Origin of the sequence: Arthrobacter sp. UNC362MFTsu5.1 (genome assembly GCF_000685965.1) — a bacterium.
In the GTDB taxonomy this organism is placed as follows: Bacteria; Actinomycetota; Actinomycetes; order Actinomycetales; family Micrococcaceae; genus Arthrobacter.
On sequence record NZ_JMLE01000045.1, the window covers coordinates 1 to 22,574 of the forward strand.

The window sequence follows — 22,574 nt, forward strand, 5'->3', positions numbered from 1 at the left end:
ACGGAGCTGGGCCGTCGAGCTGTCTACGTCGATGGAGTCAACCAGCAGGAGTACGCCCTCTACGCCCGGGAAGACCTGAAAGCCGGCGATACCGTCGAAGGTCCCGCGGTCATCACCGAGCACACCGCAACCACCGTGATGCACGACGGTGACGTACTTGAGGTTGGCATCTACGGCGAGCTCATCATCTCCATCCGACCCGCAAACCAGGAGGCAGTCCGCAATGGCTGATGCAATCACCACAGAAGTCGTCCGCCACGGCCTCTTGGCGGCCGCTGAAGAAGTCGCCCGTAACCTCTGCCGCACGGCCTTCAACACCGTCGTCTACGAAATCCACGACTACGGGATCGGCATTCACAACGCCGCCGGAGACGTTGTTGCCGACGCCCCCGGCATCGCAATCTTCACCCGCGGAAACGACGCCGGGATCAAGAAAGCTATCGAATTCATTGGTCCCGAAAACATGGAGGAAGGCGACGTCTTCATCCTGAACTACCCTTACTGGTCAAGTGCTCACACCCTTGATCCGCTGGTGTTCGCCCCCATTCGGTTCGAGAACGACCTCATCGGTTTTGCCTCCTGCCGTATTCACATCACCGACCTGAACCAAAAGGACCCCGGCTACGTTCTGGACTCGACGCACATGTCGCAGGAAGGCTTGATGCTGCCTGCGTCCAAGCTGTACCGCCGCGGTGTGAAAAATGACGATGTCTTCAACATCATCAAGTTCAATAGCCGGATGCCCAAGCACACCATCGGAGATATCCAGGCGCAGGTGTCAGCCTGCGTCTCGGGCGTCCGCCGCACCCAGGAAATAGCAGCCAAATACGGAAAGACCACGCTGCTTGAAGCCATGCAGACCATCAATGAGCATGGTGAAAGACTCGCTAGGCTGGCCCTGGCGAAGCTTCCCAAGGGAACGTGGACCGCAGTGGACTACGTCGATGATGACGGCATCAACAAGGACGACCTGGTTAAGCTACAGGTCACCGTGACCATCACCGACGAGGAGATGGTTGTCGACTGGACCGGCAGCGCCGAAAATGTCCAGGGCCCCATCAATCTCCCCGCTGGTCAGACAGAAGCTGTTTCCAGCCTCATCTTCAAGGCACTCACAACACCGGACTCGCCCGTGGTAGCCGGCAACTTTACACCGCTGCGGGTAGTAACCGTCCCCGGATCAGTGGTTCACGCCGTGCCGCCTATGCCCACCTTCACCCTGTGGACGGGGCTCCTTGCCGGTGAAGTCGTCCTTAAGGCCCTGGCCCAGGGCATGCCGGACCTGGTTCCGGCGTGCTCGGGCGGCGACGTCTGTTCGATGATGGGGCTCGGTATCAACCCCAGAAACGGCGAACCATGGCAGGAAGCCACCAACGAAGCTGTCGGGTTCGGCGGCAGCGCTACTTCTGATGGTGAAGACGGCATCATGCACCTTTCCGAACCCGGGTGCCGAAACAACCCTGTTGAGGTGCTGGAAACTAAGTCCTCAATGATCATCGACTCCTACGGATACCGCCAGGACACCGGAGGCGCCGGTAAATTCCGCGGCGGCGTGGGCGTCAGCCGGGCCTACCGGTTCACGGCACCGGCCACGGGCATCTGCCTCGTCTACAAGACCAAGACCGAGCCGTGGCCTGTCGCGGGCGGCAACCCGGGACGCCCCAATGAGATCGTCCTCAATCCAGGCACCGACCGTGAAGTCGTCCAGGGTGGCAGCTACAACCACATGGAAGCCGGGGAAGTCCTGGTAAACAGCACCGGTGGTGGCGGTGGCTACGGGCTGGCATTCGAACGTGATGCAGCGAAAGTGGCCCACGACGTCCGCAACGGTTTCGTCTCCTTCGAGGCGGCAGCAAGGGACTACGGCGTCGTCATCAATCCTGACTACAGCGTGAACCAGGAAGAGACGAGCCGGCTTAGGGCCCCGGTCGGAGTCAGCTAGCCACCCCATAGCAAGCAACACATATCTCGCAACAGCCTTCTGTCCGGCACTCCATCAGGATGCCGGACAGAAGGCGTTGCCGCCCATAACCGTCCCCTACAACCCCTACCAGGCACTCTGCTGTGCCGCTGCAGAAGGAGAACCATGGAAAGCCAATTAGGCGCCGACCTGACCATCACCAATGCCCGAATTTTCGACGGACGCACCTCCGACCTCATCGATGGCTCCATAGTGATCAGGGGCGGCGTCGTTGAGAGCGTGGGGGGGATGACGCAGGCTGGTCCTACCCTTGATGCCCGGGGGAAAGCCGTCTTGCCAGGCCTCATCGATGCCCACTTTCATGCATATGCCGTCAGCTTGGCAGGCTTGGCAAATGAGAGTGGGCCCCTCAGCTACTCCGCACTTGCCGGTGCACACAGACTCAAATCCGCCCTTCGCCGCGGATTTACAACGGTACGCGACGTTGCCGGCGGCGACATCGGCCTGTCCAACGCAATCGCTCAGGGGCTCCTTCCCGCGCCCCGGTATTACTTCACGGGGCCGGCCCTGAGCCAAACGGGCGGCCATGGCGACCCCCGGACCGCTGACATAGACACATGCTTTAGCCACGGCCACATGTGCGCAATCGTTGACGGGGTAGACAACCTTCGGAAGGCCGTCCGTGAGCGCTTCCGGACCGGCAGCCACGCAATCAAGATCATGACATCCGGCGGCGTAGTCTCCCTCACCGACCCAATCAGGCTCCCACAGTACTCGGCAGAGGAAATTCAGGCGGTCACGGATGAAGCGTCCCGGAGAGGCAGCTATGTTGCCGCCCACGCCTATTCTCCCGAGGCCATACGGCACTCCGTTCTGAACGGCGTCCGGTCAATCGAACACGGCAATCTTCTGGACGAAGATACCGCACAGCTCATGGCAGAACATGAAAGCTTCCTGGTCCCTACCCTGGCCGCCTACGACGCCATGAACCGTCGCGGCGAACTGCTGAACCTCAGCAGTATTTCGCAGAAGAAGAACTCAGAAGTCCTCGAAGCAGGCCAGACCGCCATTCAGATTGCTCACGCCGCAGGGGTCAAGGTAGGTTTCGGTAGCGACCTAATGGGCGAACTGGAAGATGACCAGCTTTGCGGTGTCAGACTTCAGATTGAAGCGAGCGGCGTTCTCGAAACCCTGCGTGCCATGACCACGGTCAATTCCGAGCTCCTGCAAAACAACCAGATTGGGCGACTTTCTCCTGGATCAGTTGGCGATGTCCTGATCCTTGACGGCAACCCTTTCGAAGACGAGGCCGTCCTCTGGGATGAAGCACGGCCGCGCACCGTGGTGCAGAACGGGTCCGTCGTCCATGATGGGTTCCAGTAATTTGCACGGCAGGCCTAATCGCCCTTGATATATGATGTGACATAATACTGAAACCCAAGTAGGGGGCGGCATGACTAACTCGGAGATCAAGATCATCCGGAAAACCAGTCTCCGCGAGACTGTGACCCGCGCCCTGCGTGCGGCGATCATCGCCGGCGAGATGGTGCCTGGAGTCATCTACTCTGCCCCCAGCCTGGGTGCTCGGTTTGGGGTTTCGGCGACCCCGGTCCGGGAAGCCATGCTGGACCTCGTGCGGGAAAATATCGTCAGTGTGGAACCGAACAAGGGTTTCAGGGTGCTGGAGATTTCCGACAAGGATCTGGACCAGATGGCCCAGATCCGCCTCCTCCTTGAACCGCCCGTAGTGCGGGATGTTGCCGCGATCATTCCGAAGGAAGACCTCGCGGAGCTCCGCGATCTTGCCCAGCAAATCGTTGACTGCGCCGAGGAGCGGGACCTGGTGGGCTACACGGACGCCGACCGGGAATTCCACATCCGACTGCTGCAATACAGCGGAAACTCAAGGCTTGTAGACATAGTCTCAGACCTCCGCGGCCACAGCCGCCTCTCGGGACTGACGCAACTGGCCGAACGCGGGGAGCTTGGACAGTCGGCCCAGGAACACCTCGAAATGGTTGACCTCATTGAAGAAGGCCGCGCAGACGATCTGGAGGAACTGATGAAGAACCACATTGCCCATGTCCGCGGCCTATGGGCTTCACCCGAGCCTGCAACTCTCGCCGCCACCGAAAGCGCCTGAAGCACCGGTTCTACCGGAAGCGTCTAGCCTGGGGGGACAGAGAGGGCCCGGCCGGAATCATTTCGTTCCGGCCGGGCCCTCTCTGTCGCCTGATAACCAATCCGAGAGGTGGTTGATGTTCCGCCTCGAGAATCTGGGAAAAGGAACAGGAGGCCTGCTTGGAGCGCATCCAGGCAGGCCTCCTGTTCCTTGCTTCCGTGAGGTTAGCGTGTGCTGCGCTCGATTTTGCCTTCACGTCCCAGGCGATCCAGCTCTTCCAGGACGTAGAGGGTGTCAGCCGTGACCAACTCATGCTGATCCTGACGGAGGGGGAGACGGGGAGCCCTCGAAGGGCCGCCGTACCGTCCCGCGAGGTCCATGGAGAGCTTGATGGACTGAACAAATTCAGTCTTGGAGTCCCAACGGAGGAGCCTGTGCATGATGCGGTAAAGCGGCAGCGCAGTTTCGAGGTCGCCGGCCTTGACGGCGTTGTACAGGACGACGGTTTCGCGGGGGAGAGCGTTGGGGTACCCGGCGAGCCAACCGACAGCTCCAGTAATGCCAACTTCGAGAAGAACGTCGTCGGAGCCGACCATGATTTCCAGGCCCGGGGCAGCCTCTGCGATTTCGTAGGCTCGGCGTACGTCGCCCGTGAATTCCTTTACGGCGACGATGAGGCCTTCCTTGTGCAGCTCTGCCAGCAGGTCGGGTGTGAGGTCGACCTTGGTATCGATCGGGTTGTTGTAGGCGCAGATGGGAAGGCCGGCCTTGGCAACCTCGCGGTAGTGGTCGATCACTGCCCGTGGCTCGGCGCGGTAGGTGTTCGGGGGAAGCAGCATGACGGCATGCGCGCCGGCCTCGGCGGCCTGGTCGGCCCAGTGGCGGGCCTGATGCGCGCCGTATGCTCCCACGCCGGGCATCACGGTGAAGCCTTCGGGGGCATTGGCGACAGCCGTGGTCACGACGGCTGCGCGCTCTTCATCAGAGAGGTTCTGGTATTCGCCCAGGGAACCGTTGGGAGCCACGCCCTCGCAGCCGTTGGCGGCAAGCCATGCAACGTGCTTGCCGTATTCGTCGAGGTCGACGTCAAGCTCGCCGCTGGCGGACTGCCGGAACGGCAGGGTGGTGGCGACAATGACTCCGTGCCAGGGCTGGGCACGCTCAGTGGAGGTGGGAGTAGACATTTACTCACCTTTCGTGTTGAGGCTTGCTCGGTTAGCAACACCATATCAGTGCAATTTCACATTGCACAAGCCTTCACTATGTGACATTTTATTGGTATAAAAGATGGACTAGGGAAGATCTGGCACGGCTTGATTTGAGACCAGCAAGTACAGAGGCAGGACGATGAGGACAAAGCGCGTTTTCCATGCGGTGGATTCGCATACAGAGGGTATGCCGACCCGTGTTATCACTGGTGGAGTCGGTGTAATCCCAGGAAAGACTATGGCCGAGCGCCGAGAGTGGTTCATGGCCAACTCCGACGACGTCCGTACCCTGCTCATGTATGAACCCCGCGGCCATTCCTCCATGAGCGGGGCCATTCTTCAGCCTCCTACCCGTCCTGACGCTGACTACGGTGTCCTCTACATAGAGGTATCAGGGCTCTTGCCCATGTGCGGCCACGGAACCATCGGCGTCGCCACGGTTCTAGTAGAAACCGGAATGGTGGAGGTACAGGAACCGGTAACAACGATCCGCCTCGACACGCCTGCCGGACTTGTCATTGCAGAGGTTGCCGTCTCGGATGGTGCCGCCACATCGGTCACGATCAAAAACGTTCCGTCGTTCGCCCTGGCCCTGGATCAGACGGTAGCCGTGGAGGGCTTTGGTGAGGTCAGCTACGACATGGCCTTCGGGGGAAATTTCTATGCCATCGTGGAGCTGAAGGAACTCGGATTGCCGTTTGAACGTGCCGCAAAGAATGAGCTTTTGGCGGCCGGGCTGAAAATCATGGACGCAATCAACGAACAGAATCCTCCCGTCCACCCGGAGCGTGAGGACATTACCGGCTGCCACCACGTCTACCTGAAGGCTCCGGACTCAACCGCGACGCATTCCCGGCACGCCATGGCCATCTATCCGGGATGGTTCGACCGCTCCCCATGCGGAACGGGGACCAGTGCCAGAATGGCACAGCTGCATGCGCGCGGGGAGCTGGCAATGAACCAGGACTTCATCAACGAAAGCTACATAGGCACCCGCTTCATCGGCCGGCTTGTGGAATCCACAACGGTCGGCAACTACCCAGCCGTGGTTCCGACCATCACAGGCCGTGCCTGGGTCACCGGAACCGCACAATACTTCCTCGATCCCAGCGATCCCTTCCCGAAGGGATTCCTCCTGTGACTACAGCCGTTGAATCCGGGCGCACGGCCGATGTAATCGTGATCGGCGCCGGCGCGGTCGGTGCCGCCACTGCATACTTTGCCGCCCGCGCCGGACTCCGTGTCACCGTCCTCGACAGTGGACCACTCGCAGGAGGAACCTCCAGCGCCTGTGAGGGCAACATTCTCGTCTCCGACAAAGAGGCAGGCCCGGAACTTGACCTGTCCCTGTACTCCCAGAAAATCTGGCGGGAGGACCTCGCCGAATTTGCGGACCTCTTTGAGTTTGAATCAAAAGGTGGCCTTGTCGTCGCCGCTTCAGAACGCAGCGCTCAGTCTCTTCACGACCTGACAGAACGCCAACGCGCGAGCGGCATCCAGGTCACAAACGTGCCCGCAAATTCATTGACCGATTACGAGCCCCACATTTCCAAAAAGCTCACCGCAGGCGCCTTCTACCCGGAAGATGCTCAGGTACAGCCCATGCTGGTCGTCGCGCACCTGCTCAGGCTGGCCCGGGAACTGGGGGCTTTTGTACACACGCGCACACCGGTGACCGGTTTCATCCGCAAAGGTGCTGCCGCCATCGGCGTGCAAACCCCCCAAGGTGACTTCCATGCCCCTTCCATCGTCAACGCTGCTGGGACCTGGGCGGGAAACATCGCCGACCTCGCCGGCATCCATGTGCCCGTGTTGCCACGGCGCGGGTTTGTGCTCGTCACCGAACCCCTGCCCGTCACCATCCATCACAAGGTTTACGCAGCCGAATACGTTGACAACGTCCTAAGCTCTGACGCAGGTCTACAAACATCTCCGGTGGTTGAGGGCACCGACAGCGGGACCGTGCTGATCGGATCGTCCCGTGAACGGGTGGGCTTCGACCGCACCGTCTCCCTTCCGGTCCTGGCAGCCCTGGCCGCGAAAGCCATCGACCTGTTCCCTGTCCTGGAAGATATCAAGGCCATTCGGCACTACCACGGATTCAGGCCATATTGCCCGGACCATCTTCCTGTCATCGGCCCCGACCCCAGGGTCCCGGGGCTCTGGCATGCCGCCGGCCACGAGGGAGCAGGCATCGGACTGTCGGCCGGGACCGGAAAGCTTATCGCGCAAAGCATCATCGGAATCAGCACGGACCTCCCTCTGGGTTCCTTCGCTCCAGAACGATTCGAACAGGTACTGACATGAACAACAACGACGAACGTCTGATGGACTGCGACGGTGCCCCATTGCCCTACGAGCCGGGTCAGAGCATTGGCGCAGCGTTGATGAACGCTGGGATAACCTCGTGGCGTACGACCCGCAAGGATGGTAAGCCTCGCGGGCTCTTCTGTGGCATCGGCGTTTGCTACGACTGCCTTCTTACGGTCGACGGCCAAGTGAACCAACGCGCATGCGTTGTCCCGGCAACATCGGGAGCGAAAATTGAGACCGGCGGACGTGTGCTCAAAGATACGGCAATCCAGAAAGAGACAGATAAAGCCGCACGGCCGGAGGAATCACATGACTGACCGCGTCTTCGACATCGGGGTTATCGGTGCGGGGCCGGCAGGCCTGGCCGCCGCAACCGCGGCCGCATCCGTCGGCTTATCGGTTGTTCTGATCGACGCCGGGTCCCAACCCGGAGGCCAATACTGGCGCCACCCGGATGAGCAGCAAGTGGGCGAAACCGACCACGCCGGACACCACGACTGGACGACCTTCACCACGATGAGGTCTGCGCTGCACACTGCAATGGAAGCCGGCCACATCACGTACCTTCCCGACACGCAGCTATGGCTGATCGACCCAGTAAAGGAAGCTACGGCGAGGCGAACTCTGCGCCTGACCAACTCCTACACCGCAGGACCCGAACAGCACATCGCACGGCGACCAACAGAAGTGACCGTCGACCAGCTCATTCTTTGCCCTGGAGGGTACGACCGTCAGCTGCCCGTACCGGGCTGGGACCTTCCCGGCGTCATGGCCGCAGGCGGCGTACAGGCCCTCCTCAAGGGCAGCAGGACCGTTGCCGGACGTCGCGCAATCATCGCTGGAACCGGACCATTCCTACTGCCGGTAGCCGTAGGTCTTGCAGAAGCCGGAGCAGAAGTAGTGTCAATCTGCGAAGCGGGTGCAATCCGAAACTGGCTGCCGCACGTCGCTGCCGCAGCACAGGTACCGTCCAAGGGCCTCGAAGGAGCACAGTACGCGGCCCTGATGGCAAAACACCGCATCCCCTACCGAAGCCGCACCATCATTAGAGCCATCCACGGCGAAACATCTGTCGAAGCGGTAACCACCTGCAAAGTCGATTCCTCCGGAACCCCAATTGCAGGAACGGAGCGACGCTACGAAGTAGATGTTGTCGGACTGGGATGGGGTTTTACACCCTCCCTTGAGCTGCCAGTCATGGTCGGGGCCCAAACCCGACGGGACGTCGACGGCTCCCTCGTGGCGGTTGTCGACGACCAGCAGCGCTCAGGCATACCAGGCGTCTACATCGCTGGCGAGGCTACCGGCGTGGGCGGTGCATCGATGGCCGTGGCCGAAGGAAAGCTCGCGGCCCTGACCGCGGCAGCAGATTCTGGAAGGCCCATTTCTCCGCGCGACGTCTCCAGACTCCAGCACAAGATCAAACGCTTCCGCGGGTTTGCTGTTGCCATGCATACAGCCCACCCAGTGCCCGAAGCCTGGACAGGCTGGCTTGAACCCGAAACGGTTGTCTGCCGCTGCGAGGAAGTCAATTACGGCGACCTTTGCACTGCCCATGAAGAACTTCAGGCGGACGACGCCCGCACGCTGAAACTGGTCGCAAGGCCAGGCATGGGATGGTGCCAGGGGCGTGTCTGCGGCTACGCGATCGCCGGCATAGCAGCCAGCCTCTGTGGAAGAGAACCCAGCGAAGAAGATCTCAGGTCCCAGGGGAAAAGAACGCTCGCTTCGCCCGTAGCACTCAGTGACTTGGCCGCCCTGAACAACGAAATTCACCTCTAGCAGCGAAGGAACGCCGCTCATGCCAACCACAAACACAGAGCCCACAACCGAGGACCAGCTCGAAAGCATCATCGCAGCCGCTGCGGCAGCCTTTGATACATGGGCGCGAACGCCGTACGCCGACAGAGGCAAGGTGCTAACGGCCGTTGCCGACGCCCTTGATGACCAGGCAGATGTCCTGCTTCCCGTCGCTGCCCGCGAAACAAATCTGCCGGACGGCCGGCTGAAGGGAGAGCTCAAGCGCACTACCTTTCAACTGCGCTTGTTCGCTGAAGTACTCGGCGAAGGCTCCTTCCTGGATGCGAGGATCGACCCCGCAGACGCAGAGTGGCCCATGGGGGCACCCCGGCCTGACCTTCGCAGGCAGTTGGAGCCGATGGGTCCCGTCGTTGTATTCTCGGCCAGCAACTTTCCCTTCGCGTTCAGCGTCGCGGGCGGAGATACAGCCTCTGCTCTGGCAGCTGGGTGCCCCGTCATCCTGAAAGCCCACTCCGGCCACCCCGAACTGTCTCTGGCGACGGGCACCATTGTCCAAAAAGCCCTCCAGGCTGCTGGTGCCCCCGACGGGCTCTTCAGCGTGATATTCGGAACCCAGGCGGGCCGTAACGCTCTGCAGGATCCTCGGGTCAAAGCAGGTTCATTTACAGGATCCATTCCCGGCGGACGTGCGCTCTTCGATGTGGCCAATTCAAGGCCCGAGCCGATTCCCTTTTACGGAGAACTCGGAAGCACCAACCCGGTATTCGTCACCCGCGCTGCAGCAGCAGCCCGAGCGGACGAGATTGCTGCCGGCTTCGCCAGTTCATTCACCATGGGGGCAGGCCAGTTTTGCACCAAGCCCGGAGTGCTCTTCGTCCCGGAAGGGTCGTCCATCCCCGACAAGCTCCCCGGACAGGTTACCGTTCAACCCGCAGCGCTGCTCAACAGCCGCATTCAGTCGGGCTACGTGGAATCTCTAGATAAGCTCTCCAGCTCGTCATCGGTTACCGCACTCATCCGCGCAGACAATGCCCTGGCCGACCCGCCGGCACCGACACTGCTCCTCACCACCGCGCAGGAGGTAATGGAACACCAAGATGAACTCCTCGCAGAATGCTTTGGGCCCGCTGCGTTGGTTGTCACGTATCAGAGCGAGGATCAACTCCTGACCATAGCGAATGACCTGGAGGGTCAGCTGACAGCAACCGTCCAAGGTGAGGACTCAGATGACGTAGCAGATTTGGTACGCGTCCTCGCCAAAAAAGCCGGACGGATTCTCTGGAACCAATGGCCAACCGGAGTTTCGGTGACGTACGCCCAGCAACACGGCGGTCCCTACCCGGCCACCACCTCGGCAGGATCAACATCCGTGGGAACCGCGGCGATAACCCGCTTCCTCCGCCCAGTTGCGTACCAGAATTTTCCTCAGCACCTCCTCCCGGAAGCGTTGCAGGACGCCAACCCACTCCGCGTGCCCCAACGCATCAACGGAAGCTTGACAACCGCTTCATAAATCCTGCGCGAGAGAATAGGCGCATCGGATCCGGATTGATATCGCGCCGGGACCGCCTTCCCGCGGTCCCGGCAAGCAAGCCAAAGGAATATCTTGGAGCCCACATACTTGGCCGCGCCCATGCTGGCTTCGGCACTAACTGATGCCGAAGCAATATCAGAGCTCGAAACGGCGCTCTTAGGAGACATCGACCCTGAAGAAGACGCTAAACGCCTCTTCAGCCCCGCTCCCGGTGGCGAATTCCTTCTCATGCCCGCAGGTGGAACAAAATTCTCCGGCGTGAAACTGGTGACGATTGCGCCGGGCAACCCGGCGAAAGGATTGCCAAAGATCCAAGGGATTTACACTCTTTTCAATTCCCGGACGTTGGCCCCAGTGGCCGTCATGGACGCCGCAGAGCTTACACTCATACGAACCCCAGCAACAACGGCCCTGGCCGTCAAACACATCCTTGCCGCTCGCGCTCCCATGCATCCCCTTTCCGCTAAATATCCTGTCGAAACGGCCGTTGTCTTTGGAACCGGCCCGCAGGCCTGGCGACACATTCGAGCCCTACAAGCAGTTGTATCGGCGAATACGACCATCGTCGTGGGCCGCGATTACAACAAAACCGAATCTTTTGCACAGTACTGCAGGAATCAAAGCCTGCAGGTGGAGGCAGGGGATGCTGCTTCGGTAGCATCGGCAGATCTCATCATCTGCGCCACATCATCTTCAACCCCGCTCTTTGATAATGCGGTCATCCAAAACCACGCCGTGATTGCTGCAGTGGGATCCCACGGCCTTGACGCGCGCGAAATCCACCCTGAGCTGGCGCGGCGGGCAAGCATAGTTGTCGAAAGTAGGGCTTCGGCTTTGAGGGAAGCTGGTGACCTCATCCCAGCACGCAGCGTTGCAGAATGGCAGGACGCCTCCCTTATCAATCTCGCGGAGCTGGTCCAGGGAAAGTTCACTCCGAACCCCGACAAACCAACCCTCTACACAGGGGCAGGCATGGCCTGGCAAGATCTCGTGGTCGCTTCTGCCATCCATGACAGGGTGGTCCTGGAACGAGCCCAGCACTAGGGGCTGCCCCATCGCGGGAGCGAAAGAGCTGTTATCCCTTTTCAATCCGTCACTATGAGAGGCCGCTATGTCTGAATTCTTCCCCCTGCTTTGCGAAGTGAAGGATTTTCGAGCAGTTCGTCCCGGGCAGGAAATAGAGGCTCGCATTGGAGCGGCAATTTACTGCAAAGGAAGAATCGAACAGATGGACGCGGACCTAGGCGTCCTGTGGATCAGAGACAAGTACAACGAAAGGAAGCTGCTCAATACAGCCGACTTCAGCCTCTGGCGATACGTTCTCTAATAACGCACGCTTCAACTCCCTGCGACCCAGAAGGGCCGAGCAACGATACATCCATTCGTGTTTGCAGCCTACCTGTAATAGAAAGAAGCTATGAGGACATCGTCCTGGCGCAAGGGTTCGTCAAAAGCACAGAAGCTGACATCAGCAGCATGCCCAACCTGCGGACACGCTGCTCCAACCCGGAGTGTCTACGAATGGGCTTGGTTCGCCTCGATGATTGGAGCCAGCCCAGGGCTGTGGCAGTGCGGAGAGCCACAGCCGGACGGCAATCCATGTGAGTGTATTAGTCCAGCACATTTACGCGAAGCTTAAGCACGATGGGCTTCCTGGCTACGCTTTGCCCTTGAGATTAGAGGACAGGCCCCGTCCGCATAGGAGAGACCGAACATGACTGTTGACGCACGTCACCTGCGCGTTTTCCTGGTGATCGCCGCACATAGAAACTTCACACCGAGCAGTTGTGTCTCTCCATGTTAGCCAGCCCGCCTTGTCACGGACTTTACGTCAGCTGGAAGCACATTTGGGCAAAAAGCTTCGTTAGCAGATCGACGCATCATGTAGCACTTACAAGAGGGCGAGAAGTACCTTCCACGGGCCACGACCGCCATCGCGGCGCTGGACGAAACTCTAAATCCGCGTTCCTTGGGAACAGATGACAGCTAATCTTCCTGCTATCGCGGTTCGCCTCCGGCCGGAGCGACTTCACCCACGAGAAGTTCGGTGACCAACCACGGAGTGCCAGAAAACACCCGCTTACTCACTTGCAACAGTTCTCGCAGCTAATTTCTACTCCCGTTATTTAAAGGCGGAGAATGGAGATTCTGTAAGCTGGTTGGCCAGATGAGGAAGTGCCCGGTGGGCGGGGGCTACGTGCGACTTTTGCGGAGGTATTCGCGAAGGCCTGGGATGGCGAAATCGACCTTCCCGTACGCGGGGGCCTCGATGAGTCCTGCGGCGATGAGCCTGGCCCGGTAGTTGGCCACGACGTTGCTTTTCGCGTTGAGCCGCTTGCCGATGTCCCCGGCGGCAACAGCGCCGTCGTCTTCGGCCATGGCGCACAGGAAGTCCTTATCCTTCTCCGAGGCTGTGGAAAGAGCTGCTTCTATACTGTCATTTCATGACGGCGACTGGCTGCTGCAATGGCCTGGGTGACGTTCTCCGCTTCCACGGTAAGGTCGTTGATCTCGGCTTGGCGCCAGAGCTGGTAGCCGATGAGCTGGATCAGGAAGGGATAGCCCCCGGCCGCCTCAGCTGCGCGCCGGATCTGCTCCTTATGGATCCTGATTCCTGCCCGCCGGAACGTGTCCTCGTAGGAGCGTTCAACTTCGTTGATGGTCGCGGCATGCAGGTCGATCCGTTCTGCCCGGCGCAGGAAGGTGGCGACACCTTCGTTGAGCAGGTCCGACACCGCTGCCGGGAGGCCGGCGAAAATCAGGCCTATCGGCAGCCCGTCGCGAATGAAGTGCTGGACGTCCGCGGCGAGCTGGGACAGTTCCGTCCGGTCAGCTGAGTGGATCTCATCAACGGTGAAAAGCAGCCCGGTCTTCTTCTCCGCGAGTACGTTCAGGAGTTGCTCGCCCAGCCGGCGCCAATCTACCTGCAGCTCGGGCGGCAGTTGTGTCGTTACCGTGAAGCCGGCCACGCCAAGGGCGGTGATTCGGCGGCCGGCAGGGCCGGGGCCGAGTACCTCCAGATGAAGCCGCATTGTCTCGCCGATCCGGCCGAGGAAGCCGGGGGTGGCTGTTTCAGAGATGACGATCCAGCCTTGCTGGCGGGCTTTTTCTAGGGCCTCGCTGAGCAGCGCTGTCTTGCCGATGCCGCGGGCGCCGGTGATGATGGTCAGCAATCCTGGGGCGCCCGAACCGAGCCTAAGGCCGTACTCGAACTCGTCGAGCATTCCCTGGCGTCCGATGAGTTCCGGGGGAGTGGCCCCCGCCGTGGGGCGGAAGGGATTGGGCAGCGGGGGCATCTGTGAGTCCTTGTGAGTCTTGTGATTCTACTCCCTCAGTACAGTGGCTAGAACCCCGGCTGATCGCTATGACACGGCTGTGGTGGCGTCAGGATAATACGAGGTCCTGTTTTATTGACAGCAGTTCTTGGCCTTCTCAGATCTCACCCTGACAGTGGCGGCAAGGATTACGCGTGGGGAAGCTTTAGAACGGTCGGAATACTCCTAAGATTCTTGCCTTGAAGAGTCCGCCTAGCGCATTTGGTTCATGTGTCACCAATTGCAACCGGGCGGGCATCGGAGAACGAGTGGGAGCTCCGTCCGTTGGCCAAGTCCTTCCTTGTCAGGCGGTTATGACGTCAGATTGGGGTGTACCCCTACCCTACGTTTTTGAGGGGCGCGTGGTTACCCCCTCCTAGCGGACCTAGGCTCCCGGTTCCAGATATCCCGCGGCTTGGGGTCTTGGCTAAGTTCACTTGTCTATCCGTGTAATGGGGCCCTTCGCAGATGAGCATGGTTAGGGCGGTCTGAGGCTGACGCCGTAGTTGCGGCCGCTTGTGCTGCGGCGTGGTGCAGGGGGAATGAGGCCAGGGCCTCTTTGAATTGGTAGCGACCAAGCAAGCCAATAACCAAAGAGACCCCGACATGAATAACTCTATGTCTTGTTCCGATGGCCGGTGGTGCACGCGCGCGGACGCGCTGCTCGGTGTCGAAGGCATTCACGTCAGCTCTGTCACGGCGACCGGAAGGGGCCTGGTCCTGGGCGTCGAGACCGGCGAGGATGTCACCGGTTGTCCGGACTGCGGCGTCGTTGCCGTGGGCCATGGACGCCGGCGGGCTCGGCTTCATGACATCCCGTGTTTCGGCAAGCCAGTGCGGCTGTTGTGGGCCAAGCGTGTCTGGCGCTGCCCCGACCGCGACTGCCCGAGAACGACATTCACCGAGGATCATGCACTGGCCGGTCCGAGGGCGAAACTCACTGCCCGCGCTGCGGCATGGGCGACGGACGCGCTGCAACAATTCGACACCTCAGTCTCGGCCCTGGCCCACCAGCTCGGCGTCTCCTGGCACACGGTCTGGGACGCGGTAAAGAGTGAGGCCACCGGGCGGATCTCAGCAATCGGCAGGCTGGCAGGTGTGGACGCGCTCGGCGTGGATGAGCATGTCTGGTCCCACACAGGTCCGCCCGGCACCGGGATGGTCACCGGGATCGTGGACCACACCCGCGACGAGAACGGTGTGGTGCATGCACGGCTGCTGGACCTCGTCCCGGGCCGGTCCGGTAAGGCCTACGCGGACTGGCTCAAAACCCGCGGTCCTGAGTTCACCGCGGGGATCAAGACCGCCGCGCTGGATCCGTTCCGCGGCTACGCCAACGCGATCCGTGATGAACTCCCCGAAGCCATCACCGTCTTGGACGCGTTCCCCGTCGTCAAACTCGGATCGGCCATGGTTGACGAGGTCCGGCGCAGGGTCCAGCAGGACACCCTCGGACACCGCGGACGCAAGGGCGACCCGCTCTACGGGATCCGCCGGACCCTGCAGATCGGCGCCGAACACCTCACCGATAAACAAGCCGCCCGGCTCGACGCAAAACTCACACTTGGGGACCCCGACCAGGAAGTCACCCTCGCCTGGCAGTGCTATCAAAAGCTCCGCAACATCTACCACGCCCCTCCGGCCCGCGGACGGGACCTCGTGAACGAAGTGATCTCCTCGTTCCCGACCTGCCCCATCCCGGAAGTCGCCCGCCTCGGCCGGACACTCAAACAATGGAAGGCCGCGATCCTGGCCTACTTCGACACCCGCGGCGCCTCCAACGGCCCCACAGAAGCAATCAACGGCGTCATCGAAACCACCCGCCGCATCGCCCGCGGCTTCCGGAACTTCACTAACTACAGACTCAGATGCCTACTCGCCGCCGGCGGCCACCGGCCCTACCGGAAGGGCACCCTCAACCATGCGTAAATGCGAAGGGCCTGTAATGGGTTGTCCAAGATGAACAGCTACGAAGCTTCGGTGTACTGTTTCAAGGGGGTAGCCATCAATCGCAATGCTGCGGCGTCGCGCGCCCCGGCCAGGGGCCGAAGTAATTTCGAGCGTTCGAGTGCTGGTCATAGCGCAGAGGCCGATGCTTGCGACTTCCCGGGTCCAGAGAGACCGGCTGTCACACGCGTTCTTTAACGCTGTATTTTCCTTCAGTAGGGTTCTCAAACTTGGGACGTGGGCATGGTCCACAGCTCAGGAATGGAGGATCGGCGCGGACGGGTGACCATAAAGGCAACGCTGTCGGCGATGTCCTCGGGCTGGAGCCACTCAGGAACGGCGTCCGAAGCTGACAGTTCATTCCTGACCGTCTTGTTGTTGTGAGAAATGAGCTCAGTAGCCACGGCCCCGGGCTCGAGCACACCAACCCGGACGTACTTTTTGGTTATTTCCTGGCGCAGTGCTTCGCTAAACCCGTTCACACCGAACTTAGTCATGTTGTAGATACCATAATTTGCCCAGGCCTGTCTCCCCGCGATCGAGGAGATATTTACAATGTCCGCCACTTCCCGCACACCCTCCCTGGCAGCCGCGAAAAGGTGCGGGAGTGCCGCCTTCGTCATGTAGAGCAGACCGTTCTGGTTGATGGCGATCATCCGCTCCCACTCGTCGACCTCCTGATCAGTGACGGTGCCGAGCAGCATCAGCCCGGCGTTGTTGATCAGGATGTCCAGCTGGCCGAATTGGTTTACCACCTCTGCAACCGCCTGTTCGGCTTGGCTTCGGTCTGTGATGTCGGCCGGAACGGCGTAGGCCGTGCCTCCGGCGGCCTCGATCTCGGCCACAAGTGTGTGCAGGCGGTCCTTCCGCCGGGCGACGACGGCGACGGACGCCCCCTGGACGGCTAGGGCACGTGCCGTGGCGTCCCCGATGCCGCTACTCGCGCCGGTTACCAGGGCAACTGTTCCAGCTAGTTTTGCTGTCATTGATTGTTCTCCTTCATGGGGTATCGTTGCCGAATTTGCGGCAGCATCACGCAGCGCCCGTTCGAGGGTTAGCGGCTGCCTAAATTGCTGGATACACCGGCGCTCTCGCCACAAAGGCGTAGCCCCTTTCGATAATGCAGTGTTCTGACTTTCCCACGGGCTACATGCGGGGGTTAGGCCCGAGCGGATCGCCCGGCCTAGAACGTGGTGGCCTCCGCCGGCGTCTCCGGCTCATTACCAGCCTGCCAACACTCCGGAAGTTACGGGCCTGGCCAGCCTCTGCGATTCCCTCCTGCCCAGACCCGTAATCGGGCGCAATTCCCCCAGCTACGGACACCCGGCCTGATCCGGACTGATTTTCGTTCGCTCGTCTTTTCGTTTGCTCGTCGCGAGCGTGACGTCCAGTCCCGGCAAAGGCTCCGGCGCCGAATGGGCGAAACGGATGTCCGCCACGGCCGTGTAATCGAAAGGATGACGACGAATTGTGAGGCACCGGCTACTTTCGTGTTCGTAGGACAAGTAGTTCCAAGTCTCGGACCACGGCATCAACGGAGGCTTTGCGGTTTGGGGATCTGGAGTCAGCAGGTATCTTCCCGCTTCCGGTCGCCAGGTTTCGCTTGGTGTATGGCCGAAGAATGCTGCATGTATCCGCATTCCGGTTTGCGTCGACGCGGATCGTGTCATAAAGGATGAGGTCTGTACTCCGTCGGTTGATAAAAAATTCTGGAAGATTCGGCGGCTCGTTGTGGTCGATTCGCCGGCATTCCGCGACGGCGCTGGGGCACATCACGCCAGGAGAACCACGCTGTATTCCTGTTGGCAGAAGCGCTCTATTCGCCAGCTGGTAGGAGAGGCGTGGTTTCCCCTGCTGCGCAACGGCCCCTTCTCGGGAAAGGCCTTCATGGTGTTCCTTTATTAGCCAACTCACTGATAATTCCGCAATCACTCCCTCTACTAAAAGGGCCCATGTCGACGTCATGAGCGAGCCCATCCCCAAGATCGAACGAGGGACAGGAGTCTGCTGCTAATCCCACAAAGCCCCAGCAGTCCAGGGCGTTGTGCCAAGAGCCAGTCGTGATTTTGGCCTTCGCAGTGTTGCTTGTCATCAAAAGAGGTGCAGAAATATCTGCTTCCTCCCCCGTTCAAGCTGGGAGCAGGCACCAGTGATGAGTGCCGGGACCAGGATCCCTTCTCGCAGCGACTACAAAGGTCATAATATTTTGCTTTGTCACGCTGGCCGGAACCGTCCGTATCTTTTTTGAACTGCTAGGAGCCGAGGGTCGAGCATGCGAAGCCTCGTTCCCCGGCTCCTAGTCAACGCGCACGTAACAATTAGGAGACAGCCGAGAGGTTAGCCATTCCAATCGCTTTCAAACTGAGGGTTGGCCTTCAACACTTCACTCGTGATCCAAGCCGGAACCGGGCCGAGGGTGTCAGCATCAATGGACGCCGGCACTTCTTCCCCATTGTGATGCTTGTACAGAAGGTCCACGGCTGCCTCTCCCCTTTGAACGGTGAAAGCGGCGTAAGTTGACTTCCATTTTCCTGATCGGATTCCATTCACCGCATCCGCGGTTCCACCAGTACCGGTCAAATAGACGCTTGACGGATCTATCCCTGCCGCGGACAAGGCAACTTCGATTCCAGAAGTTTGCTGGTCAGCAATGGACAATACACCGTTTATCCCGGGATTCGCCTGAAGAACGTTGGCCATCGAATTCATTGCTTTATTTCTTTCATATCCACCCTCCGTAGTTGAAACGACGTGAATATTAGAATGCTTTGCGAGTACGTCGTTGTAGGATTTGGCCACGGCAACGTCAAGTGGTGCGGAGAGATATCCAACCATAATCGCAACATTGCAGGGGTTTATATTCTTGCAATGCTCGACCAAGCCTTCAGCTTGGACCCTTCCTATGTCTTCCATGGACTTTCCGATTGTGCTAAGTACGCCGTCAACCTGATTTTCCATTTTGAGAATATCGGGGCCTATAGGGTTAGTGATCGTAACGACGGGAATCCCACTGGCCAACGGGAAGGCGGAGGCGAGACTGACGCCGTCGTTTGGAACTACAATCACTCCATCGAACTGCCCTGACTGAAGGTTTTCGAGCTGGGATAACTGAATGTTTGGATCAAAGCTTCCATCGAACTCTTTGACGGTTACATTGCCCAAGCTTTCGGCTTTTTTTACGGCTCCGTCGTATATGGATTTATTGTAGGCATTCTGTGATGAGGCGGCAAGGAAAGCGATATTCAGCGGCTTTCCCGACCCAACCGCTTTCGCGTCTCCACCGGGTGCCGTGCAGCCGGCAAAAGTAGCGGACGCTAAAATCAGCGTTAGCACCGCGTGAATTTTTTTACGAGCAGGCATTGGTCTTCGCATTCTTTCTAGGGTCGAGTAGTACGACGGGCGCCGTAACGGGAATAGTCGCGTTCATTTCAGATAAGTCGGGTCCTTTATAACCTACGCGTTTAGTCGTACGCCAGCCCTGCCCATTCCGAAGTGAGGTGAGATACTCGGCGTACAGTAGTGCTGCAACTGCTGAGTCGATCACTGGTATACCAAGCCGTTCTTGTGCACGCCGGTAAAAGCCAAATTGGGCAGTACAGCCAAGGACAATCACATCAGCCCCGTCTTCTTCAATTGCACGCTGTGCTTCCTCCATGAGTCGTCCCTCTGTATAGGACGGATCACGCTGGTAGTCGTTCACGGCGATGCCGACGGGTCGGAATGAAGCGAGCCGGTTCAGGAATCCGTACTTAACGACATTCTCATGCATTTCCGGAATATTCTTTTCCGTGCCCACGAGGATGGAGATTTTTTCTCCCAGGGTCGCGGCTAAATGGAGTGATGCTTCGGCGGGCGCGGTGATTACTAGATCATCTACGATTTCCCGCGCGGCTCGTAGTGCAGGATCATAAAAGCACCCGACCACTGCCGCATCGTAACCCTCTTGCTCGGCCCAGCGAATCGTACTTAGCAGGGTGGGCGCAACGAGCATCTCGAATGCATTGTAATCAAGATGCTTGGGTCCCCGTTCAAAAGAAGCAACATCAATAAAGGCAGCCGACTCGCTCCTCAGCTCCCTTGAAATTGGCTCATCAAACTCAGCCGTACCCATAGGGTTAATCCATAGAATCCGCGTCATTTACACTCCGTTTCGTGTTTGCGGGCGGAGAATGGGAGCTCTTCCCGCACCCCTATCGTTATTTCAGTAGGTTCCAGCGCAACCAGGCTCGACGCCCTCCTGCGCTCAGGAGCGCGCGGAGATACTCAATTGCCTCAATACAATTGCACTGTGACATTCCACACTGTACGAGCTCTTGTAGGGGAAGTACAGATGGTTGAGCCACAGATCCTCCTGATGCGGGTTCACTCACGCCCCCTGCGGGCGCAGGGCATCCTTGCAGTAGACCAATGAGGGAGCAGGCGGGTGCCGCGATCGGGCCACCCACAATCTCGCATGAGGTTTGCGCCACTTCGGATCCCTAGCGCGCGCCGGTAGCCCGGCTACCCGGATACCCGTGACGGTCGGGCTGAACGAGGGCGCGGCGATTGGCCAACCAACACTAACAACCGGGCGGAGGAGCAACAACGCCCTCCGGTCCTTCGGTCTCACGTCTGCGTCGAAGGCGGCGGAACCCCAGAAGCAGGGCTCAGGCACGGGGGCGCCACCCAGCGTCCGCCACTAAAGAGTTGAGCGAAGGAAGTGTTAGACACTGGGAGCCGGCAGTTTGGCTCGCTTTGGACGCGCCGTGCTGGTTCCGCGGGCCAGGTTTTGCTCGACAGGAAGGCGCATTCAAATCCAGCCGGCTGTCCTTCCCCGGCCTCAAATCATCCGTAGTCCAAGTGGATGCTCCTCACGCCCCGTCGTTTGGGGATACCGGCAGCTCGTTAATGATCTCGCAGTCGCGGTAGTGAAAAAGACGCCGTTCATTAAGCTCATCTCGCAGCCAAATTACGAGCCCATCCACCGTCTTGGACTCGACAGTCCCGACGTAGTGCTCGGTATCGTAAATTCGGAGTCCTACAGCTTGCCCCGGACTGAGTGCTGTCCAGGCAAGTGGCGGATGTTTTTCCGCCTCATCATGATGAGCCTCTTTCGCGCCCTCATCACGTTGGCTGTTCTCTGTCACTGACGAATCCTTCCCAGTACTAATGACGGGCAACGAGGAACCGCTCAAATTCTGGCGGCGGGTCGAAGCCAAGGCCAGTGAGGCGGAACGGATCCTTCGCGCTCTCGGTCTGGCACACCGTGCCTAGGTTGGCGGGGCGATTTCCTACACATTCCAGGAGTACGCTGTACACATCTTCCGGCGGTGCCATGTCACACGATACACTTGCACGACTCACGTCACAGGACTCGCTACTACAGATGGAAGCCCAATGATACGAACCGTGCTGACTCTTCACGCCGGGCCCGCTCGCTTGAACGAGATATTGGATATCTCCCGGGAGGAGAAGATATTGCAGTCCTCCCTGGAAAACTCTGGTGCACTCGCATCCGAAGTTTCTGTAGCCGCAGACGGCTCTGGGGAGGTCATGGTGACGGCGCTGTGGCCCGATGAAGCCGCCTACGAAGTGTGGTTGAAGCATCCGTCTCGCAGGGATTCCGCGCCACGTTTAGCACCTTTGCTGGGAGGCGCCACAAAGGTTGCAGCTGGACGTATTTTCGTGGTGGATCATGCCGTCGACAAGGCGATAGAGAACCACTCAGCAAGCTCACGGAGCCTTTAGCCTCCGCAGAAAGAGCGGTCAAGACCATTGCGTCCGTATGCAATATGTGACATTGTACATTGCAGTTTGCTCCTTTCGATCCAACGGAGGTAACAGTGAAGAGCGTCAGAAGGGCAGCGATAGGGACATGAACTCCTTTGAAATTCGCATGCCTGCCAAGAACACCTACTCGTTCCGACGGTTATGGCGGAAACAGCGAGCACGACACCCTCGTGGCCGCAGTATTCACCGCACTGACACGGCCAACGGTGAATGGAGCGACTAATGCACCGTGAGAAAAACTCCGAAGGCGTTCTCGAACTATCGGGAATCAGCAAGAGGTTCGGGGGGACACTGGCTCTGGATAACGTCAGCCTTTCCCTTCGCGCTGGTGAGATCCACGCGCTTGTTGGCGAAAACGGTGCCGGAAAGTCCACGGTTGGCAAAGTGATCGCCGGGATCTATCAGCAGGACGGTGGGGAGCTGCTTGTAGACGGGAAGCCGGTATCCAAATGGAATCCGTCACGGGCGCAAAAAGAGGCCATCGTAATGATTGCCCAGGAACTTGCCTTGGTTCCTGACCTGACCGTGGAGGAGAACGTATTCCTGGGCGTCGAGGAGCACAGGGTCGGTATTGCCCGCCGGAATCTGACCCAACGCTTTGGCGAACTGGAAAGCATGGTCGGCTTTGGGCTTGATCCGAAAGCAAAAGTTCGGAATCTGCGGATCGCAGATCAGCAAAAGGTTG

At 59.5% G+C, this 22,574-nt stretch carries 20 protein-coding genes and 1 pseudogene; 14 read left to right on the top strand and 7 right to left on the bottom strand.

What is annotated here, in order from left to right; genetic code table 11:
* From BS38_RS27500 to BS38_RS26255, 4 genes and pseudogenes are all read left to right on the top strand, one after another.
* Positions 1-231: pseudogene (locus tag BS38_RS27500) on the top strand (hydantoinase/oxoprolinase family protein); the annotation flags it as partial.
* Positions 224-1,942: a hydantoinase B/oxoprolinase family protein gene (locus BS38_RS26250; RefSeq protein ID WP_043439850.1), complete on the top strand. Its 1,719-nt coding sequence runs from the start codon at positions 224-226 to the stop codon at positions 1,940-1,942. The pseudogene BS38_RS27500 and the gene BS38_RS26250, both read left to right, overlap by 8 nt.
* 144 nt (positions 1,943-2,086) lie before the next feature.
* Complete coding sequence (locus BS38_RS0123080) at positions 2,087-3,304, top strand: metal-dependent hydrolase family protein (RefSeq protein ID WP_028272877.1); 1,218 nt, start codon at positions 2,087-2,089, stop codon at positions 3,302-3,304.
* Between the two features lie 70 nt (positions 3,305-3,374).
* Positions 3,375-4,064 (top strand): GntR family transcriptional regulator, encoded by a 690-nt coding sequence (locus tag BS38_RS26255; protein ID WP_043439852.1) that lies wholly within the window; start codon positions 3,375-3,377, stop codon positions 4,062-4,064.
* A 203-nt stretch (positions 4,065-4,267) separates the two neighbouring features.
* Here BS38_RS26255 and BS38_RS26260 read toward each other — a convergent pair whose 3' ends face one another.
* A complete protein-coding gene (locus tag BS38_RS26260; RefSeq protein ID WP_051629127.1) occupies positions 4,268-5,227 on the bottom strand; it encodes a dihydrodipicolinate synthase family protein in 960 nt (319 codons plus the stop codon).
* A gap of 163 nt (positions 5,228-5,390) precedes the next feature.
* Between BS38_RS26260 and BS38_RS27765 the strand changes: the two genes are divergently transcribed.
* From BS38_RS27765 to BS38_RS28030, 7 genes are all read left to right on the top strand, one after another.
* Positions 5,391-6,392: a proline racemase family protein gene (locus BS38_RS27765; protein ID WP_028272878.1), complete on the top strand. Its 1,002-nt coding sequence runs from the start codon at positions 5,391-5,393 to the stop codon at positions 6,390-6,392.
* A gap of 38 nt (positions 6,393-6,430) precedes the next feature.
* Positions 6,431-7,558 (top strand): NAD(P)/FAD-dependent oxidoreductase, encoded by a 1,128-nt coding sequence (locus BS38_RS0123100; RefSeq protein WP_231511429.1) that lies wholly within the window; start codon positions 6,431-6,433, stop codon positions 7,556-7,558.
* A complete protein-coding gene (locus tag BS38_RS26960) occupies positions 7,555-7,881 on the top strand; it encodes a (2Fe-2S)-binding protein (protein ID WP_156037237.1) in 327 nt (108 codons plus the stop codon). Before BS38_RS0123100 ends, BS38_RS26960 begins: the two co-directional genes overlap by 4 nt.
* Positions 7,874-9,346: an FAD/NAD(P)-dependent oxidoreductase gene (locus BS38_RS0123105; RefSeq protein ID WP_028272880.1), complete on the top strand. Its 1,473-nt coding sequence runs from the start codon at positions 7,874-7,876 to the stop codon at positions 9,344-9,346. Before BS38_RS26960 ends, BS38_RS0123105 begins: the two co-directional genes overlap by 8 nt.
* 19 nt (positions 9,347-9,365) lie before the next feature.
* Entirely contained in the window at positions 9,366-10,838 is a 1,473-nt protein-coding gene (locus BS38_RS0123110) for an aldehyde dehydrogenase (NADP(+)) (protein ID WP_028272881.1), read from the top strand.
* Positions 10,839-10,958: 120 nt separating this feature from the next.
* Complete coding sequence (locus BS38_RS0123115) at positions 10,959-11,903, top strand: ornithine cyclodeaminase family protein (RefSeq protein ID WP_028272882.1); 945 nt, start codon at positions 10,959-10,961, stop codon at positions 11,901-11,903.
* A 743-nt stretch (positions 11,904-12,646) separates the two neighbouring features.
* The gene (locus BS38_RS28030) at positions 12,647-12,727 is read left to right on the top strand and encodes a LysR family transcriptional regulator (RefSeq protein WP_442853362.1); all 81 of its coding nucleotides are present in this window, start codon (positions 12,647-12,649) and stop codon (positions 12,725-12,727) included.
* Between the two features lie 325 nt (positions 12,728-13,052).
* Here BS38_RS28030 and BS38_RS27770 read toward each other — a convergent pair whose 3' ends face one another.
* Positions 13,053-13,238 (bottom strand): hypothetical protein, encoded by a 186-nt coding sequence (locus BS38_RS27770; RefSeq protein WP_231511431.1) that lies wholly within the window; start codon positions 13,236-13,238, stop codon positions 13,053-13,055.
* A 50-nt stretch (positions 13,239-13,288) separates the two neighbouring features.
* Positions 13,289-14,155 carry an ATP-binding protein gene (locus BS38_RS26265; protein WP_231511432.1) on the bottom strand — a complete coding sequence of 289 codons (867 nt, stop codon included), beginning with the start codon at positions 14,153-14,155 and terminating at the stop codon, positions 13,289-13,291.
* 624 nt (positions 14,156-14,779) lie between these two features.
* Here BS38_RS26265 and BS38_RS0123130 point away from each other — a divergent pair.
* Positions 14,780-16,102 (top strand): ISL3 family transposase, encoded by a 1,323-nt coding sequence (locus tag BS38_RS0123130; RefSeq protein ID WP_156037238.1) that lies wholly within the window; start codon positions 14,780-14,782, stop codon positions 16,100-16,102.
* A gap of 242 nt (positions 16,103-16,344) precedes the next feature.
* Here the strand turns inward: BS38_RS0123130 and BS38_RS0123135 are convergent, their stop codons facing one another.
* From BS38_RS0123135 to BS38_RS27335, 4 genes are all read right to left on the bottom strand, one after another.
* Positions 16,345-17,106 (bottom strand): SDR family NAD(P)-dependent oxidoreductase, encoded by a 762-nt coding sequence (locus tag BS38_RS0123135; RefSeq protein ID WP_028272884.1) that lies wholly within the window; start codon positions 17,104-17,106, stop codon positions 16,345-16,347.
* Between the two features lie 1,351 nt (positions 17,107-18,457).
* Positions 18,458-19,480, bottom strand: coding sequence for a sugar ABC transporter substrate-binding protein (locus BS38_RS26965; protein WP_197025026.1), 1,023 nt, complete (start codon positions 19,478-19,480; stop codon positions 18,458-18,460).
* Positions 19,467-20,258, bottom strand: coding sequence for an aspartate/glutamate racemase family protein (locus tag BS38_RS26970; RefSeq protein ID WP_269319522.1), 792 nt, complete (start codon positions 20,256-20,258; stop codon positions 19,467-19,469). Before BS38_RS26970 ends, BS38_RS26965 begins: the two co-directional genes overlap by 14 nt.
* Positions 20,259-20,970: 712 nt before the next feature.
* Positions 20,971-21,246, bottom strand: coding sequence for a hypothetical protein (locus BS38_RS27335; RefSeq protein ID WP_156037239.1), 276 nt, complete (start codon positions 21,244-21,246; stop codon positions 20,971-20,973).
* Between the two features lie 250 nt (positions 21,247-21,496).
* Between BS38_RS27335 and BS38_RS0123150 the strand changes: the two genes are divergently transcribed.
* Positions 21,497-21,847, top strand: coding sequence for a putative quinol monooxygenase (locus tag BS38_RS0123150; protein ID WP_028272886.1), 351 nt, complete (start codon positions 21,497-21,499; stop codon positions 21,845-21,847).
* A 264-nt stretch (positions 21,848-22,111) separates the two neighbouring features.
* Positions 22,112-22,574, top strand: a 463-nt coding sequence (locus BS38_RS0123155) for an ATP-binding cassette domain-containing protein (RefSeq protein ID WP_028272887.1), incomplete at its 3' end; no start/stop codon positions are given.

Coding starts and splice junctions, on each gene's coding strand:
- BS38_RS0123110 (WP_028272881.1), top strand. CDS start 9,366: ATGCCAACCACAAACACAGAGCCCACAACCGAGGACCAGCTCGAAAGC.
- BS38_RS26970 (WP_269319522.1), bottom strand. CDS start 20,258: ATGACGCGGATTCTATGGATTAACCCTATGGGTACGGCTGAGTTTGAT.
- BS38_RS0123150 (WP_028272886.1), top strand. CDS start 21,497: ATGATACGAACCGTGCTGACTCTTCACGCCGGGCCCGCTCGCTTGAAC.
- BS38_RS27765 (WP_028272878.1), top strand. CDS start 5,391: ATGAGGACAAAGCGCGTTTTCCATGCGGTGGATTCGCATACAGAGGGT.
- BS38_RS26250 (WP_043439850.1), top strand. CDS start 224: ATGGCTGATGCAATCACCACAGAAGTCGTCCGCCACGGCCTCTTGGCG.
- BS38_RS0123130 (WP_156037238.1), top strand. CDS start 14,780: ATGAATAACTCTATGTCTTGTTCCGATGGCCGGTGGTGCACGCGCGCG.
- BS38_RS26260 (WP_051629127.1), bottom strand. CDS start 5,227: ATGTCTACTCCCACCTCCACTGAGCGTGCCCAGCCCTGGCACGGAGTC.
- BS38_RS26255 (WP_043439852.1), top strand. CDS start 3,375: ATGACTAACTCGGAGATCAAGATCATCCGGAAAACCAGTCTCCGCGAG.
- BS38_RS26960 (WP_156037237.1), top strand. CDS start 7,555: ATGAACAACAACGACGAACGTCTGATGGACTGCGACGGTGCCCCATTG.
- BS38_RS0123135 (WP_028272884.1), bottom strand. CDS start 17,106: ATGACAGCAAAACTAGCTGGAACAGTTGCCCTGGTAACCGGCGCGAGT.
- BS38_RS0123105 (WP_028272880.1), top strand. CDS start 7,874: ATGACTGACCGCGTCTTCGACATCGGGGTTATCGGTGCGGGGCCGGCA.
- BS38_RS26265 (WP_231511432.1), bottom strand. CDS start 14,155: ATGCCCCCGCTGCCCAATCCCTTCCGCCCCACGGCGGGGGCCACTCCC.
- BS38_RS0123115 (WP_028272882.1), top strand. CDS start 10,959: ATGCTGGCTTCGGCACTAACTGATGCCGAAGCAATATCAGAGCTCGAA.
- BS38_RS27770 (WP_231511431.1), bottom strand. CDS start 13,238: ATGGCCGAAGACGACGGCGCTGTTGCCGCCGGGGACATCGGCAAGCGG.
- BS38_RS26965 (WP_197025026.1), bottom strand. CDS start 19,480: ATGCCTGCTCGTAAAAAAATTCACGCGGTGCTAACGCTGATTTTAGCG.
- BS38_RS0123080 (WP_028272877.1), top strand. CDS start 2,087: ATGGAAAGCCAATTAGGCGCCGACCTGACCATCACCAATGCCCGAATT.